At 57.4% G+C, this 15,058-nt stretch carries 13 protein-coding genes; 4 read left to right on the top strand and 9 right to left on the bottom strand.

Translation table 11 applies throughout. The annotated features are described in order from the left end of the window. Nucleotides 1-187 precede the first annotated feature (187 nt). The 6 genes from VF639_RS02035 to VF639_RS02010 all read right to left on the bottom strand — a co-directional run bounded on the left by VF639_RS02035 (nt 188) and on the right by VF639_RS02010 (nt 7,448). Entirely contained in the window at nt 188-787 is a 600-nt protein-coding gene (locus VF639_RS02035; protein ID WP_331144211.1) for an immunity 53 family protein, read from the bottom strand. Between the two features lie 11 nt (nt 788-798). After that, the gene (locus VF639_RS02030; protein ID WP_331144210.1) at nt 799-1,758 is read right to left on the bottom strand and encodes an alpha/beta hydrolase; all 960 of its coding nucleotides are present in this window, start codon (nt 1,756-1,758) and stop codon (nt 799-801) included. Between the two features lie 521 nt (nt 1,759-2,279). Beyond that, nucleotides 2,280-3,185 carry a pseudouridine synthase gene (locus VF639_RS02025; protein ID WP_331144209.1) on the bottom strand — a complete coding sequence of 302 codons (906 nt, stop codon included), beginning with the start codon at nt 3,183-3,185 and terminating at the stop codon, nt 2,280-2,282. 164 nt (nt 3,186-3,349) lie between these two features. Then, on the bottom strand, nt 3,350-4,447 hold the full coding sequence (locus tag VF639_RS02020) for an MBL fold metallo-hydrolase (protein ID WP_331144208.1): 1,098 nt from the start codon (nt 4,445-4,447) through the stop codon (nt 3,350-3,352). Nucleotides 4,448-4,470: 23 nt separating this feature from the next. Then, nucleotides 4,471-5,151, bottom strand: coding sequence for an NAD-dependent epimerase/dehydratase family protein (locus tag VF639_RS02015; RefSeq protein WP_331144207.1), 681 nt, complete (start codon nt 5,149-5,151; stop codon nt 4,471-4,473). 218 nt (nt 5,152-5,369) lie between these two features. Further along, nucleotides 5,370-7,448 carry a VWA domain-containing protein gene (locus tag VF639_RS02010; protein WP_331144206.1) on the bottom strand — a complete coding sequence of 693 codons (2,079 nt, stop codon included), beginning with the start codon at nt 7,446-7,448 and terminating at the stop codon, nt 5,370-5,372. Between the two features lie 155 nt (nt 7,449-7,603). On the opposite strand from VF639_RS02010, the gene VF639_RS02005 reads away from it, so the two are divergent. After that, the gene (locus VF639_RS02005) at nt 7,604-8,116 is read left to right on the top strand and encodes a hypothetical protein (RefSeq protein WP_331144205.1); all 513 of its coding nucleotides are present in this window, start codon (nt 7,604-7,606) and stop codon (nt 8,114-8,116) included. Nucleotides 8,117-8,281: 165 nt separating this feature from the next. On the opposite strand, the gene VF639_RS02000 is transcribed toward VF639_RS02005, so the two are convergent. Genes VF639_RS02000 through VF639_RS01990 form a run of 3 tightly spaced genes read right to left on the bottom strand, consistent with a single transcriptional unit; the run spans nt 8,282 to nt 9,577 of the window. Continuing rightward, on the bottom strand, nt 8,282-8,623 hold the full coding sequence (locus tag VF639_RS02000; protein WP_331144204.1) for a DUF5615 family PIN-like protein: 342 nt from the start codon (nt 8,621-8,623) through the stop codon (nt 8,282-8,284). Between the two features lie 4 nt (nt 8,624-8,627). Beyond that, nucleotides 8,628-8,858 (bottom strand): DUF433 domain-containing protein, encoded by a 231-nt coding sequence (locus VF639_RS01995; RefSeq protein WP_331144203.1) that lies wholly within the window; start codon nt 8,856-8,858, stop codon nt 8,628-8,630. Nucleotides 8,859-8,905: 47 nt separating this feature from the next. Further along, nucleotides 8,906-9,577, bottom strand: coding sequence for a YiiX family permuted papain-like enzyme (locus VF639_RS01990; protein ID WP_331144202.1), 672 nt, complete (start codon nt 9,575-9,577; stop codon nt 8,906-8,908). Between the two features lie 252 nt (nt 9,578-9,829). On the opposite strand from VF639_RS01990, the gene VF639_RS01985 reads away from it, so the two are divergent. The 3 genes from VF639_RS01985 (at nt 9,830) to VF639_RS01975 (ending at nt 14,244) form a co-directional block, all read left to right on the top strand. After that, the gene (locus VF639_RS01985) at nt 9,830-10,438 is read left to right on the top strand and encodes an RNA polymerase sigma factor (protein WP_331144201.1); all 609 of its coding nucleotides are present in this window, start codon (nt 9,830-9,832) and stop codon (nt 10,436-10,438) included. A gap of 196 nt (nt 10,439-10,634) precedes the next feature. After that, complete coding sequence (locus tag VF639_RS01980) at nt 10,635-11,660, top strand: FecR family protein (protein ID WP_331144200.1); 1,026 nt, start codon at nt 10,635-10,637, stop codon at nt 11,658-11,660. A 172-nt stretch (nt 11,661-11,832) separates the two neighbouring features. Further along, the gene (locus tag VF639_RS01975) at nt 11,833-14,244 is read left to right on the top strand and encodes a SusC/RagA family TonB-linked outer membrane protein (RefSeq protein ID WP_331144199.1); all 2,412 of its coding nucleotides are present in this window, start codon (nt 11,833-11,835) and stop codon (nt 14,242-14,244) included. Nucleotides 14,245-15,058: the final 814 nt, after the last annotated feature.

Genomic DNA, 15,058 nt, shown 5'->3' with positions numbered 1-15,058 from the left:
TTGGTTGAGGTGTCAGGTTGTAGCTGCGAATCACTCGCACGGGGGGAATTACAAGCCTCGTACCAGCCCCGGCAAATGCCTTTATTTGTGACAGATTGTCATTTTTGAAGGCGCTTGCCAAGTAATTGCCGACGGACTGGCTTCCACAAAAATTTCAGCCACTGTATAGTCTGCCACAGGGGCAGGATTAGTTCTTGCTTGGTGCTACTAGGAAGGTGCGTAGCATATTGTCGTCAGATTGAAATACGTATGGCTCGGCTTTGTCGCTAAGCACATAATCCACTTGTAACTCTAGAAGCGAATATTCTGGCTCATTAAGTAAGTCTAAATCGACATCAAGTCCCCATTCATAAGATTGCGGGTGCTGTCGGTCGGCAATAGCTATAATTTCGACTACTGACTCTGAAAGCATCTTAGCTTCCGCTTTCAACCACAACCGATTTTCATAACCACGTACAGGTAAATGAATTTCCAGAGTACAGGTTGGGTCGATGTGTGCCGGCAGAAAGATCTCAAGGAAATAGCTTAGAATTTCAGATAGGTTTTGCGGACCGCCGTACGCTATGAACTTATAGTTTTCAATATGCCACGACACCCAATCTGTTGGTGAGCGTTCTTGAGTAGGTTGCTGCGGCAGAACTGCGTTTTCAAGGCAGGTTTCCTGTAAATCAAGAATAACCGACCATCCTGGATTGTCCAAGGTTGCTATAGAAACTCCGTAAGAATGCTCCCAATCGCCGTTGCAGTTGATAGTATACCAGCGTTGAATACGATTCAGTAGATCCATAAAATTATCTGTTATAGTATAGTTAGAAACCCGGCTACAGTCTCTTCCCACAACTGCTTGTTCTTGCGCCAATACGGCTCGTGGCCGGAGTGGGGGAAGTTTTGGCGTTGCTTGGGGCCGCGGAGGTTGGCGAAGATGGCGTCGGTTTCGAGGCGGGTTACGCGCTGGTCGGCTTCGCCCCATAGCAGAAGGGTAGGAGTGCTGATGTTGGTGGCGAAGCGCGTGGCATCCAGGTCGAACGCCCAAAAGTTGTTTTGCACCCCGCCCCAAAACACCAGCAGGTTAGCCAGCGGGAAAGGCGGCACGTGCATGGATAGAAAGCGGTTGGAGGCCGTTTGCAGCATGCTGCCGTAGGGGCACTCCACGAGGTTAGCCGTTGGGCGGACGCCTAGCTCGCTTTCGGCGCGCAAGATGGCTTCCGCGCCCATGGAGTTGCCGTAGAGCACCACCGCACCCGGCCGCCGCTGCAACCAGCGCGTTACGGCGGCCACGTCGGCGGCTTCGTGGTGGCCTATGGTGCAAACATTGCCGGCGGAGCCGCCGTTGCCGGCAAAATCAGTGAGCAGCACCGAGTAGCCGAGGCCTCGGAAGTAAGCGGCTTCGGTTAGAAGCTTGCTTTTGCAACTGGTGTAGCCGTGAAACAGCGCCACCGTGCCGCGTGGGTGGGGCACAGCGCTATACCAGGCTTCCAAGCGGCCATTGAGACTGTTGAGGTAAACGGTGCGGTAGGGGAAACTCGGTGTAGTCTGGTTGCGGGGTTTGGGGTTCTTGATACCAGTAAGTAGAATGTCAACTTTCTGCAGCGGCGTCAACTGCTCCGGGTTATCGGTATGGGCGCCGGGTTCGGTGGTGAAGTGCGTGAAACGCCAGGCATGAAAAAACGCAACGGCATTGACAAGAAGAAACCCCAACACCACCAGCAACAGGAGTTGCCGGAAACGCCGGGGCTTGCGCGTAGAGTTGCGGGGCATTGGGATTGTTAGGATTCGCTAAGCGTAGTTGAAACTAGATTTCCGTAAGCTATGAAGCTAAAGCTTGTATCTCTCGTCAGATGAGGAAGTAGCGGCGGTTGATGCTGGCATGACGACTTGCGTCTGTCATGCTGACCAAGGAAGCGTCTCGCGTGCTGAGGTTGCAATGCGATGGATTAGCACCTTAGCGAGATGCTTCGACTACGCCTCCGGCTATGCGGACGCCAGATGAGCAGGACGTTCTTATTGAATAACGATTCATCAACCACGCCTAACTCCTCCTCATCTGAGGGGAACTAGCTCCTGGTTTTCTAAGACGCTGTTTGCGTTAAGTGTTGGAAATCAGCGAACGATGTAGTGATGCATCGTTGCGTCTCGTCGTTGAACAAAACCGGCGGGTTGGTGCGGGCGCCAAGACGCAAAGATGCGTCTCTACACCGTTCGAACCGATTTTTTGCTAACGCAAACAGCTTCTAAGACTGGAAGTAGTTTATCTATATGGCAAGCAATAGCGGGTAGCGTTACTTCCGCTTGGTGCCACCTGCCGCACCGCGCCCGGCTGATTTAGGGCCGGGCTTGCTGCCAGTTTTGCCCGGCGTGGCTTTGCTATTGGTAGGTTTGCCGCCTGTGGTTTTGGCTTTGAAGGTGCCGCCGCTGCTGTTGCGGCCCGAGCCGCGAGTACCTGCAGAACGGGCGTCGTCGGTGGTTTTTGTGGGGCCTGCGTTGCCGAAACCGCCGCGACTGTAGCCGCCGGCGCTGTTTTGACCCGGTTTGGCACTAGCCGGGCGGACGCCGCCGGGCCAGAAGGTGTCGGATTTGCCGGGCTTTTTGAAGGTGCCGGCTGCCGCCGTTTGGGCAGCCATGTCTTCCTTGAGCGCTTGCACTTCTTCGGCGGTTAGCTCGCGCCATTTGCCGGGGGCTAGACTTTCCACGCGCAAGCCTGCAATGCTTACCCGTACCAGCCGCAGCGTAGGAAAGCCTACGGCGGCCGTCATCTTGCGCACTTGGCGGTTCATGCCCTGTGAAATCGTTATTTCAATCCAGCTGGTCGGGATGTTGGCCCGGAACCGAACGGGTTTGCTGCGGGGCCATAGCTCGGTATCGTTAGGTAACAGGCGGGCTTCGGCGGGGGAGGTGAAGCCGCTTTTGATGTCTACGCCCCGGCGCAGCGTTTCGAGGGCTTCTTCGGTGGGAATGCCTTCCACTTGCACCCAATAGGTTTTCACTACCTTGAAGCGGGGCTCGGAAAGCCGGTGCTGGAGCTGCTTGTCGTCGGTGAGCAGCACGAGGCCCTCGGAGTCGAAATCCAGCCGACCAACGGGATAAATATTCGGAATGGCCACGAAGTCCTTGAGCGTGGCGCGGCCTTGCTCGTCGGTGAATTGGGTGAGGACTTCGTAGGGTTTATTGACCAGGATGTAGCGCATAGCGCAAAGGTACGTTTTGGTCTTGGTAAGCTCTAAGCTGCAAGCCACAAGCTTTAAACAACCCATTCCGGCTTGCCATACTTGATGCGCGATATTTTGCCGGGGCAGATGCCAGACAAAAGCTACCAGCTAAAAGCTAATGCAATAGCTTCGACTAAGCACGGCTACCGCCACCACGGCGTACTCGGCAATGGCCCCCCTCCGAGGGTTACTGGTTCGCCGAGGCGGGGTGTAGCAAGTGCCAAGTGCTGATGCATAGCCGCGGCGGTGGCCCGCTCGATAGGGTCGTTCCAGGCGTGGTTGGCTTCGGTGAAGGCGGCCCAATGCACCGGTAACATCACCCGTGCCCGCACATCTAGGGCGGCTTGCACGCTTTGTTCGGGCATCATATGAATTTGGGCCCATTGCGGGTCGTATTGGCCGCATTTTATCAGAGCCAGGTCGAAGGGGCCGTGGGTGGCACCAATGGTTTTGAAGTGCGGGCCGTAGCCCCCGTCGCCACTATAGAAAACGCGTTTGGTAGTGGATTTGAGGACCCACGAGCTCCAGAGCGTGGAGTTGCGGTTGGTGAGGCCGCGGCCCGAGAAGTGGCGGCTCGGGGTGCAGACCACCGTGAGGCCGGGCAGGCTGGCGCTGTCGCTCCAATTCATTTCCGTGATGCGCTCCGGAGCCACGCCCCACTTCCGCAGATGCGGCCCTATCCCTAAGGGGACATAAAAGTGTGCCACTTTGCCTTTGATGCGCCGAATGGTTTCGTAGTCGAGGTGGTCGTAGTGGTCGTGCGAAATCAGGACGGCGGCTATGGGGGGTAGCTGCTCGGGCGTGATGGGCAGCGTAGGGTTGTAGCGCGGCGGGGTCAGCCAGGCACTCGGGCCAAGGTCGATGCTGAGCATGGGGTCGAGCAGGATATTCTGGCCGGCCAGTTCCACCAGGCTAGCCGAATGGCCGAACCACGTCACGCGCACCAGGTCCGGCGTTTTGCGCGTGATGGTCAGGGAGTCCAGCAACTGCATGGGCAGCGGACCGGACGGCGTGGTATTGGGCGGCTTCTTAAACAGAAATTTCCATAGTACTTCAAGCGTGCTGCCGCCCGTCAGCTCCACGGTTGGCACGAGGTTCTTGAACTCGCCATCCTGGTAGTGCCCCGATTTTGCGTAGGCCTGCTTTTCCACCTTGGTGGGCTTGCCGCCAAACTGCGGGCTTAGGCCGGTGAAAGCCAGCGCGGCCAGTAAGAGTACGCCAATGATACTACTCGTGGTCAAGAGGAAGCGCTTTATTGGTTTTCTCATGCAGGCGTCGCCACTTTGCCGTGCGCCAAGGCCACAATATCCCGCACTTCCAGTATCGGTTTAGGGTAGCCGTCTTGCACAGCCTTGATCATTGCCACTCCCACCTCGCTCATCGTAGAAGCTACGTTTGAAGAAAGTTTCCGGGCTATTGGATAAAGCCAGTTTACGTAGCGGTACATCTTCAGCACATTGCGCTGGCCCGGAGTAGGAAGCATAAAACCCGGCCGAAACATGTAGGCTTGCCGGAACGGGAGGCGCAGCAGCGCGTTTTCGGTGCGGCCTTTCACGCGGGCCCAATGCTGGGCGCTTTTCTCATGGGTGTCGGTGCCCGCGCCGGACACAAACACGAAGGTCATATCCGGGTTGAGGCGCACCAGGATTTCGGCAACGTGCAGGGTAAGGTCGTACGTGATACGCTCGTAATCGGGTTTGCTGATGCCTACCGAGGAAATGCCGGCGCAGTAGAAACAGGCGTTGTAGCCCGTCAGCTGCGTTTCGATGGCCGAGAGGTCCTGAAAGTCGGTGTGGAGTAGCTCCCGCACCTTCGGATGCGTGATGCCACTGGCCCGGCGGCCGAGTACCAATACCTGTTCCACCTCAGGGTTGCGGAGGCATTCCAGCAACACCCCTTCGCCTACCATACCAGTGGCGCCCGTCAAAATGGCTCGTATTTTCATGGAATAGCTACGTGAGTCAGCAGTAGGGACGCATTAAGGTCGGTTCTACTTTAAATCAACTTCGAGTTTCCTGAAAATGAGGCGGTGTTTCCTGATATTAAGAAGCTGTTCGGAATTAGCTCTTTAGGCTCTAGACTAGCCTCTACGTACCATCACCACATCAGCTTGCGCCTGTCTGCTACTTGCGTTGCTCGCAGAAGCCGGAGCTTCGCGTTACATTACACGCCGCCGGAATACTTGCGGGTGGCCCATTCTATGGTCACCAAAGTTAGGATCAGGAAGAACAGCCACTTCAGGTTGATGAGGTCTTTCAGGTCCTGCTGCGAGTAAATGACGGGCTTGTAGTTGGCTTTCAGGATGTCCTGGGTGAGCTGGTTGAACTGCTGGGGGTAGTAGAGCCGGGAACCGCTGCGGCGGGCGAGCTGGTAAAGCAGGTTATGGTCGGCGCGGGCGTCGAGGGCTTCCAGCTGCAACTCCTGAATCAGCAGTTCGCCCCGGTCTTGCTGAGGCTGGCCGTTGAGGTTGGCACGGGCGGCGTAGCGGTAGAGGCCACCGGGCAGCGTGCCAAGGTGCAAGGGGGCGCCGTCTTCGGAATTGGTATAGCTGAAGGTGCGCGTTTTCTGCTGTTCGTCGGTGAGCGTGAGCGTGATTTGCTGGTCGTAGGTGCGCTCGAAGATGGCGTTGTAAGTTTCGGCACCAAAGGTTACGTCGTCCTGGGTGCTGAAGGCATCTTGTGTGGGATACACGTCGAGGCGCTTTTTATTGGCATTCTGGGTGAGCAGCTGCAAGGTGCGGACGATGAGCCGGTCGTAGGCTTCGGGCCGGTCGTCGTGCTCTACAGCTTCCTGCAGGCGCCACTGCCAGCTGCCATCGGTGAGCAAGGTCGCCTGCCGTTGCGCAGCCGTGCCGCCGAATACCAGCAGCGGCTTCTGCGTACGCAGGCGGCCAACTTGCTGAAACAGCGCGGCCTCGGCCCCACCGCTCAGCCGGATATCCCCGAAAGGCACCGGCGCGGGCGGGTAGGTGGCAAACCGGCGTAGGGCGTCTTCCTCGAAGGTAAACCGCGAAAAGCTCGGGTTGAGCACCGGCGTTACCTCATCGGTTTGGGTGCCGCGGGGCAGCACCGTGAGGCCCGCGCCCGCACTGTTGTAGGCAGTGAAATCTGACTGCGCCCCCAAGATATAGAGGGCCGGAATCCGGCGGCTCCGCACTTGCGCCAGCACTTCGGCGCCCTCACCGCCCCGGGCTGGCAGCTGGTGCAAGATGGCCACGTCATAGTCCTGACGTTGAAGCGGACTGATGCCGGGCAGGTAGGTAACGAGGTCGAAGTTGTCGTTTTGCTGGATGGCCGCCCGCAGAGCCTTCAAGTCGGGGTGGGGGGCGGCGCCAGCCAGCAGCACCCGCAGCTTGCCTTTCACGATTTCGATATAAGCGAACTTGCTGTTATTGAGCGTAGTGAACTCGCCTAGTTGGGTTGAGATCACCACCTCGTAGCGGCGCTTACCGGGCGCGGGCGCCACGAGCGTGAACGTGGTTTTGGTGCGCCGCTGACCGGCCGGCAGCCGCACGCGCTGCGTCTGGAGCACCCGGCCATTCTCGCGCAGCTGCACCACGGCCGTACCGCCCGCAAAGCCGTCATAGGTCACTTCGGCCTCAATTGGGAACTTGTTGCCACTGAACGCCACCCGGTTGTAGTTCAGGGTAGGCAGGTTCAGGTCGCGCTTAGGCAGCGTATCGCCCACGGCTACCGAGTAAATCGGGAAGTTGAACTCCGAGTATGCCGGGGAGCGGCCCTGATTCACAATGCCGTCCGATACCAGCACCACGCCCGCCAGATTGCGCCCGTCATACGTTTCGCGGACGCCGGTCAGTAGCCCGTCCAGGTCGGTAGCCGCGGCAGTGAAGCGCACCGAGTCGGGGGCTACGGGGCGGCTGGTGTTGGCGCCGAGCGTGCGGGTTTCCACGTTGAAGCCCCGGCCGCGCAGCGTTTCGGTGAGTTGCTGCAGCCCCGTTTTGGCTTGCCCAAGCACGGCCGGCGGCGTAAACAGCCCCACCGACTGCGAGTTGTCGACGGCCAGCACCAGCGTGGGCTTTTCGGTGGTGTTGGTGGTGGTTTCAAGGAAGGGCGAGAGCAGCAGAAAGCACAGCAAGCTCACGACCACAAAGCGCAGGGCGGCCAGCCCGAGGTTCAGCGCCTTGCTCCAAGGGGCCTTAGCTGAGTATAGGAGAGCCGCATAGCCCGCGCCCGCAGCCAGGCACAGCAGAATAAACCAGGGAGAAGCAGCGACGGAAATCAAAGACAGGAGTAGCGAATGAGAATACCAAGAACCCCAAAAGGAGGCATAGAGTTGCGCGTGCCTATAGTCAGATGCTACGGGTGGGCGGCTCGGGCGAAGTTAGGGGTATATAATAAGCTGCTCCCCGTACATTTAGTCACATAACTATAAAAGATATGATCAGCGAATTGACGAGTCAGGTTGTTGCTTTTAAAGAAGTGCCTGATTTTGAGACAGATGTTTTTTTTGATTGGGCATTAGACATGATGATTCTTGGCTATGAATCGGAAGCGCTCTACGCAGTAGCAGGGCTAAAGAAGCCTGCACTCTATTATGAGACAATTAGTTACGTGGAAGAGGCTTTGAGAGACTTAGGCATAGACATAAAAGAAGGCGAAGAAGCAATACTGAGTTACAGCAGTTACTTCATCAAAAAGATTGCAATAGGGGAAGATGTAAAGGTGAATTTGGCAAGGGTATTTAGATACTGCCGGGACCATAATTACGAGAGTAGCGTTTATGATTTTTACTTGCTCTGGTGGGCTTGGGATGATTTGGATTACGGCAATGAGCAGCAGTATTATTGGCCGGAAGCTAACGGAAAGGACATTATAGATGTAGTTGTCGAGCAAGCTAAGAAATGGCTAATAGAGAATAGGTTTCGCCTTTCTTGGGCAGAAGAAAAGTAAAGGACAAGTTGCTTTGGCTTTAAAGCTTGCTTCACCGCACTACCAGCTCTCTGCTCTCAAATATCCACACCGAAAAAATCGCCTTTCCGTCAGCGGAATATGGTTGCCGCAGTATTCCTTTAGTTGCGCTTACAAAGTCGAATGGCTTGCTGATGTAGCCTAGAATTACGGCAGGCGCAATAGTAGCATACCTGAAGATTCCTGCTCAGTCAGAAAACCTCGTATCTGCTCTAGGTGAGCAAGCAGGAAAGCAGCTAAATCCTTCACTGGTACCTGCGCATTGATAACTGCTACAACTTTGGGCGGAAATCCTTGAGTGAGCAGCAGCCGGATAAAATCTTCATCCTTCGTTAACAGATGGAAGTTGTTTTGCTTGGCGTAGCGCCAAATAGAAATGTCAGGGCTACTGTCAAGGTGAATGTCTTGAACGTGCAGGACGGCTTCGCAGTGCGGGCGTAGGTAAGCCGTTAGCCGCCAAGAGATATTTTCGTCGAATAGCAGACGCATGAACTCAGGCGGCCACCAGAACAATGCTTTCCTTGTAAGCCGCGTAGAGCAGGCAGGCCCGGATTTGAGGCTGCCCTAAGGCTGGAAAGTCTTCTTGAATCTGCTCCGGCGTCATGCCATTGGCTAGCATCTCCAGCACTTCTGCTACCGTGGTGCGAGTGCCTTTTACCACGGGCTTGCCAAACCGAACTTCAGGGTTCAGGCCAATATACTGCGTTATTTCAATGGGGTTCATAAGGGAAGATACGGGTTTGGTGAGGAAAGCAGTACGTCACTTCTTGTTTACCGCACCTCCACCAGTTCCTGGCTCTCAAACATGCGCACCGGCGAAATCACCTTCTCGTTTAGTGGAATCTGGTTGCCGTAGCGCTCTTTCAGCTTCGCTTGCACGGCGGGGTGGCTGAGGTCGAATTCGCGCAAGGTTTCGAGCTGGCCAATTTCTCGTCCTGTTGCTTGCTGGTACATTTTCCAGAGCAGCTCAGAGCAGTAAATTCGGTCGTCGGACCAGCCGAAGTAGAGGTCGTAGCTCTTGCCGCGATACTGTTCGCCGACGGCTTGCAGGCGTTGTAGGGCGGCGGGAGTAAGCACTGTTGCGGCATCGTGCAGGCGCTTTACGACAAATTTACCGCCTTGACCCCGGGCAGTCCAGGCGGCCAGGGAGGTCTCACTAACAGGCTGTATCGCCTCGAACACGCGCCACGCGTTGTTGCGCCGGAATAGGATGCCGCAGTGGCTGTAGGGCGAGTGGGTGGCGAGTTGGATGGCCTGGCTCTGGGCGGAGGTGGACGTCTGGAAAATCAGGTCGCCGTCGTGGAGCTTGGGCGTGAGGCGCGCTACTTCGGTTTCGGCGCGGTGGGTTTGCTGGAAACGGGCGTAGCGGCGGTGCAGGCGCGGATAGGCCAGCGCGGCCAAGGCCAGCAGTGGCAGCAGGAACAGGAGAAACTTGAGCTTCATGGTAGCAAGGGCGCCGTAGTGTTCAGCAACAGTTGTTGCCGAAGCTCGGCAACATAATAGAATAATTGCTGGTTATTTTTATATTAAATTTCAGAACGGAAACCGCTAAGCAAGCGCCACCAACGGCCGGTGTCGTAAAGCAACCTTATCTGTTGGTGGTAGCTGTTCGCAGAACGAAATTTCCCACCCTTATTGCTTACCAACTATGCCAAGACCTCTTGATGGTTGTTGTTTACTAGCTTGGTTGGGCATATGCCTCGCATTTCCAGGCTAAAAGTTAAGCAACCCGCGCCCTATGAGGCTTGGGAAGAAGATGCTCTGGTACAAGCCATGAGTGGGGGAGACGCGCGGGCCTTTGCCGAGATATACGAGCGGTATTGGTATCCGCTGTTGGAGACGGCCTACCGCAAGCTGAATTCGCGTGAGACGGCCGAAGAAGTGGTGCAGGACGTGTTTACGGCCCTTTGGCACAAGCGCCAGGCCCATCACATCGAGCACCTACGGCGCTACCTGTTCACTGCCGTCCGCTACCGCATCATCGACGTCATCAAGGCACGTCTCTCCGAAACGGGGTATTTGCACTACAGCCGCACCCACCTCCCGGACCCCGACCACAGCACCGAAGACACCATAGCTGCCGACGACTTGTCGGGGGCTTTGCAGGCGGGCCTGACCCAACTGCCGGAACACACGCGGCAGGTGTTTCAGCTAAGCCGTTTCGAGCATCAATCGGTGCCGGAAATTGCCGGACAGCTCCATATTTCCCCCAAAACCGTGGAGTACCACTTAACCCGCGCCCTCAAAGCGTTGCGCGTAAGCCTGCGCGACTTTATCCTGCTGGTGCTGGTGTGCTTTGCTTGATGGTATGACCAAGTAGTACCACGACTGGAAAAAGTAGTCGCACCACTCTGCCGCCACGCGGCTACAAGCCCACTAACTATCTGGTTGGTGGGCTTTTTTGTAGAAAGTTTTCACTACTGGCTAGGGGTGTTGGCTGGTTGACCGACTTAGAAGGGTAGGACCCCTATACCCGTTACTGCAATTAGCTATTGACTATATGAGTCGAACAGATTTACGCGAACTATTGCAGCGCTACCAGCAAGGCAGCTGCACGGCGGAAGAAAAACGCATAGTAGAGGACTGGTACCATGCCCTGGGCCACGAGCGGGAGCTGCACGTGACGCCGGAAGAGCGCGAAACCATTCGGCAGGCCCTTTGGAACCGGATTGCCGAACAAACGGCTGACCTGGAAGAAGAGCCCGAAGACCGGGCCTGGTTCAGGGCACCCGCCGCCCGGTGGGCAGCGGCGGCTATGCTGGCGCTCGGCCTCGGCTTAGGGGCCCGGCAACTCTGGCCGGTGCCGGCGCGGCAGACCGTCGGCCCGCCGGCTACAGCCCCTACGCGGTGGGTGGTGTACCCCAATACCAGCCAGCAAGTGGTGAGCATCATGCTGCCAGATAGCAGCCTGGTGCAGCTGGCACCGGCCAGCCAACTCAAGTACCCCCGCCGGTTCGGGGCGAAATATCGACCGGTGTACCTGGTAGGAAAGGCCTTTTTTGAAGTGCGGCGGGATACTACCCGTCCGTTTCAAGTGTACACCGCGCAAGTGCTGACTACGGTGCTCGGTACCAGCTTTTCGGTGCAGGCTTATAAAGGGCAGAAAGACGCGGTAGTGGAAGTGAAAACCGGTCGGGTGCGCGTAACCCCGCGCGTGGCGGCCAATGCGCCGCCCCCCAAAGCCCTGCCCGCCCCCATTGTGGTGCTGCCCAATCAGCAGGCTGTGTACTCGCCCGAGCGGCAATTGCTAGCGCGCGAGCTGGTGGCGCAGCCGGTGCAGCTGAAGCCGCAGTCGTTTGTGTTCGACGACCGGCCGGTGACGGAAGTGCTGGCCAGTCTGGAAAAAGCGTACGGCGTGCACATCGTGTACGATGCCAAAGCCCTGGCCAACTGTACGGTGACGCTGGTGCTGCGCAAACAGTCACTCTACGGCAAGCTGGAGGTACTCTGCAAAACGCTCGGGGCTTCCTATGAAGAAGAGAATGCGCAAATCCTGTTTCACGGCCCTGGCTGCCAGGGCAGCTAGTTCGCTGGCTTTACCAACCTTTTAGTTTCCAATTCGCGCTTGCCTATGAGTAGATAACAACCGCTTGCCGCTCGCTGCTACCGCTACCACTTCCCCAAAGCTGGGTAGCCCTGCTAGTTGAGCCGCGAAAAGCTCGCCTCGTCATGAGTCCCCACCAAATTCCCGTTTTCGCATGATTCCCTTACTACCCAAATTCCCATCCGGGCGCTTCCTTCGGCGGGTAGCCCTGCTTCAAGCCCTGAGTTTTACGGTGCTGAGCACCATCAGCCTGGCAACGCCGCATGCTTCCAGCGCCCAAGATCTTCTGGAGCAGCCCATTACGCTGCAAACCCGCAACGAGCCGATGTACGCGGTACTGCACAAGATTGAAAGCCAGTCCGACGTGCGGTTCCAGTACAGCAAGCAGCTGATTGGCGCTAGTCGGCGGGTATCGATAGCGGTTAGCAGCGAGCCCCTGGCGGCGGTGCTGCACAAACTGCTCGACCCGCTGCGCATCAAATACGAGGCTGTGGAAGACGATATTATTTTGAAGCCCCTGGCGACCGCCGACATCAACATTACGGGCAAGGTGCTCGATGAAACCGGGTCTGGCCTGCCGGGCGTGAACGTAGTAGTGAAGGGCACCACCAACGGCACCCAAACCAGTCCCGATGGCACGTACACCATCACGGCCCCGGACAACGCCACGCTGGTGTTTTCCTTTGTGGGGTACACCGCGCAGGAAGTGGCCGTGGGTGGCCGCACCACCGTCGACCTCACCATGGCCCCCGACAGCAAGGCGCTGAGCGAGGTAGTGGTGGTGGGCTACGGTACGCAAAGCAAGCGTGACTTAACCGGTGCTGTGGCCCGCGTAGAAGGCGCCGAAATAGTAAACCAGCCGGTGCAAACGCCCACCCAAGCCTTGCAGGGCCGAGTGGCTGGCGTGCAAATCACCACCAACGGCGCGCCCAACTCGCAGCCCACGGTGCGCATTCGGGGCACGGGTACCCTGCTGGCCGGTGCCGATCCGCTTTACGTGGTCGATGGGGTGCAAACCACCGATATCCGCAACCTGAGCAATGCCGACATTGAAACCATCGACGTCCTGAAAGATGCTTCGGCGGCAGCTATTTACGGGGTGCGGGGGGCCAACGGCGTCATCATCATCACCACCAAAAAGGGCAAGCTCGGCAAGCCGGTGCTCAGCTACAGCGGCACGGGCGGCTTCAAGCAGGCGGCCCGGGTAGTAGATATGGCCAGCGCCGACCAATACGTAAGCTACCTGCGCGACATCTCGCCCAGCACCACCATTCCCGACTACTCGGGCAGTACAAATTGGTACGACCAAATTCTGCGTCGCAGCACCTATCAAAACCATAATCTGGCGGTGTCGGGGGCGAGTGAGAATGTGCGGTACTACTTCTCGGGCAACCTGTTGCAGGACGACGGTATTGTTGTCAGCAACAAGTTCAAGCGCCTGACGGTGCGCTCCAACACGGCTTTCGACCTTTCCGAGAAAGTTACTATCAGCTCGCAGGCCTCGTTTAGCCACGCCGACACCCGCGACGTGAACATCGTAACGGCTTACAACAACGCCTACCGGGCGGCGCCGGTCATTCCGGCCAAAGTGGGCGACCTGTACGGCAATACCTCGGCCTTCGGCAACGTGGGCAACCCGGTGCTCGACATCGAGAAAAACAACAACCGGGTGTACGAGAACCGCTTGCAGGGCAACGTGGGAGTTGATGTGAAGCCCGTAACGGGGCTCACCTTGCGCTCGGCCATCAACGTCGACCTCAACTACAACAACCGGCGGGTTTACGATTATCAGTACCTCAACGACCAGACCACCTTCCTGACCACGGGCGGCAACCAGCGCAACCAGCGCAGCACCCTGGCCCTGACGCAAAACAACAATTACCGCTATTTGTGGGAAAACACGGCCACCTTTCAGCGAACCTTCAACGACCAGCACAATCTGACCCTGCTGGTGGGGCAGGTGGTGGAAGAAGGCAAAGCCGATGAGGCGTCGAGCAGCCGCCGCGACGTGCCTACCGACCCGAACCAGTGGTACCTCAACACCGGCGACCCGAATACGGCGGTGAACAATGCCGCGGCTTCCAAAGACCGGCGCCTCTCGTTTTTGGGCCGCGTCAACTACACCTTCAAGGACCGGTACCTGTTCACGACCAACCTGCGCCGCGACGCTACCTCGAAGTTCAACCGCAACCAGCGCAACGGCTTTTTTCCGTCGGTGGGCGTGGGGTGGGTGCTGTCGGAGGAAAGCTTTTTGCAGGACAACGGCGTGCTGAACTTCCTGAAGCTGCGCGGTAGCTACGGCCAACTCCTACATCGTGACGGCCAATTCCAACATTCCGTACGTGTTCAACGGGCAGCCCGTGCTGGGCGCCACTATTACGGACATCAAGAATGCCGATGTGCAGTGGGAAACCAGCACCGAGTACGACTTGGCCGTGGAGTTTGGCTTGCTCGACAACCGCCTGACCGGCGAGGTGACTTACTACGACAAAACCACCTCCGACGCGCTGATTTACGTGAACATCCCCGGCATTCTGGGCGACCCCGACAACCAGTACATCACTAACGCCGCCGATATTACCAACCGCGGCCTTGAGGCGGGCCTGAACTGGCGGGCCAGCCTCGGCGGCAGCAACGACTGGAGCTACAACTTCGGGGTGAATGCCACTTTCAACAAAAACCGCATTGCCAACCTCAACGGCGGTCAGGCTTTATTTGGGGGAGAAGGCCTGGTAACCCGCTCCGACAACGGCGTGGCCGCGGGCAGCTTCTACCTGCTCGAAGCCATTGGCGTGTACCAAACGGCCGACGAAATAGCCAACTCGCCTCGCTCTACCTTCGGCACGCCGCAGGTAGGCGACCTAAAATATGCCGACACCGACGGCAACGGTGTGATTGACTTGCTGGACCGGCGTTACTTCGGCTCCTACCAGCCGCCGATATACTACGGTATCAATGGCGGGCTGAATTTCCGGAATGTGGACTTCTCGTTTGTGCTGTCGGGCAACCTGAACAACAAGGTATACAACGCCAAAAAGCAACTGCGCACCACCAACACCGACAACGTGGAAGCCGACTTCGCCAACAACCGGTGGACGGCCACTAACCCTTCCAACTCCAACCCCCGCGCCCTGACCAATGGCATGCCCAACTCCACTTATTTTCTGGAGTCGGGAGATTTTATGCGGTTAACCACCCTGGTAGTGGGCTACACGGTGCCGGGCACGGCGCTGGAACGGTTTCGACTGAGCTCGTTGCGAGTGTTTGCTTCGGCGCAAAACCTGTTCACCATCACCAACTACAGCGGCTTCACGCCGGAGCTGTCGGGTGGTCCGCTCGATTCGGGCATTGAGGCCCGGTCTTATCCTATTAGCCGCGTG

Source organism: Hymenobacter sp. (genome assembly GCF_036387835.1).
Classification (GTDB): domain Bacteria; phylum Bacteroidota; class Bacteroidia; order Cytophagales; family Hymenobacteraceae; genus Hymenobacter.
The sequence above is the reverse complement of the archived record's forward strand: the minus strand, read 5'-3'. Positions and strand labels throughout refer to the sequence as shown.

Bases quoted from the DNA above. Each gene is read 5' to 3' on its own strand.
- VF639_RS02000 (WP_331144204.1), bottom strand. From the start codon at position 8,623: ATGCGTCTGCTATTCGACGAAAATATCTCTTGGCGGCTAACGGCTTAC.
- VF639_RS02005 (WP_331144205.1), top strand. From the start codon at position 7,604: ATGATCAGCGAATTGACGAGTCAGGTTGTTGCTTTTAAAGAAGTGCCT.
- VF639_RS02025 (WP_331144209.1), bottom strand. From the start codon at position 3,185: ATGCGCTACATCCTGGTCAATAAACCCTACGAAGTCCTCACCCAATTC.
- VF639_RS02015 (WP_331144207.1), bottom strand. From the start codon at position 5,151: ATGAAAATACGAGCCATTTTGACGGGCGCCACTGGTATGGTAGGCGAA.
- VF639_RS01980 (WP_331144200.1), top strand. From the start codon at position 10,635: ATGAGTCGAACAGATTTACGCGAACTATTGCAGCGCTACCAGCAAGGC.
- VF639_RS01975 (WP_331144199.1), top strand. From the start codon at position 11,833: ATGATTCCCTTACTACCCAAATTCCCATCCGGGCGCTTCCTTCGGCGG.
- VF639_RS01990 (WP_331144202.1), bottom strand. From the start codon at position 9,577: ATGAAGCTCAAGTTTCTCCTGTTCCTGCTGCCACTGCTGGCCTTGGCC.
- VF639_RS02035 (WP_331144211.1), bottom strand. From the start codon at position 787: ATGGATCTACTGAATCGTATTCAACGCTGGTATACTATCAACTGCAAC.
- VF639_RS01995 (WP_331144203.1), bottom strand. From the start codon at position 8,858: ATGAACCCCATTGAAATAACGCAGTATATTGGCCTGAACCCTGAAGTT.
- VF639_RS01985 (WP_331144201.1), top strand. From the start codon at position 9,830: ATGCCTCGCATTTCCAGGCTAAAAGTTAAGCAACCCGCGCCCTATGAG.
- VF639_RS02030 (WP_331144210.1), bottom strand. From the start codon at position 1,758: ATGCCCCGCAACTCTACGCGCAAGCCCCGGCGTTTCCGGCAACTCCTG.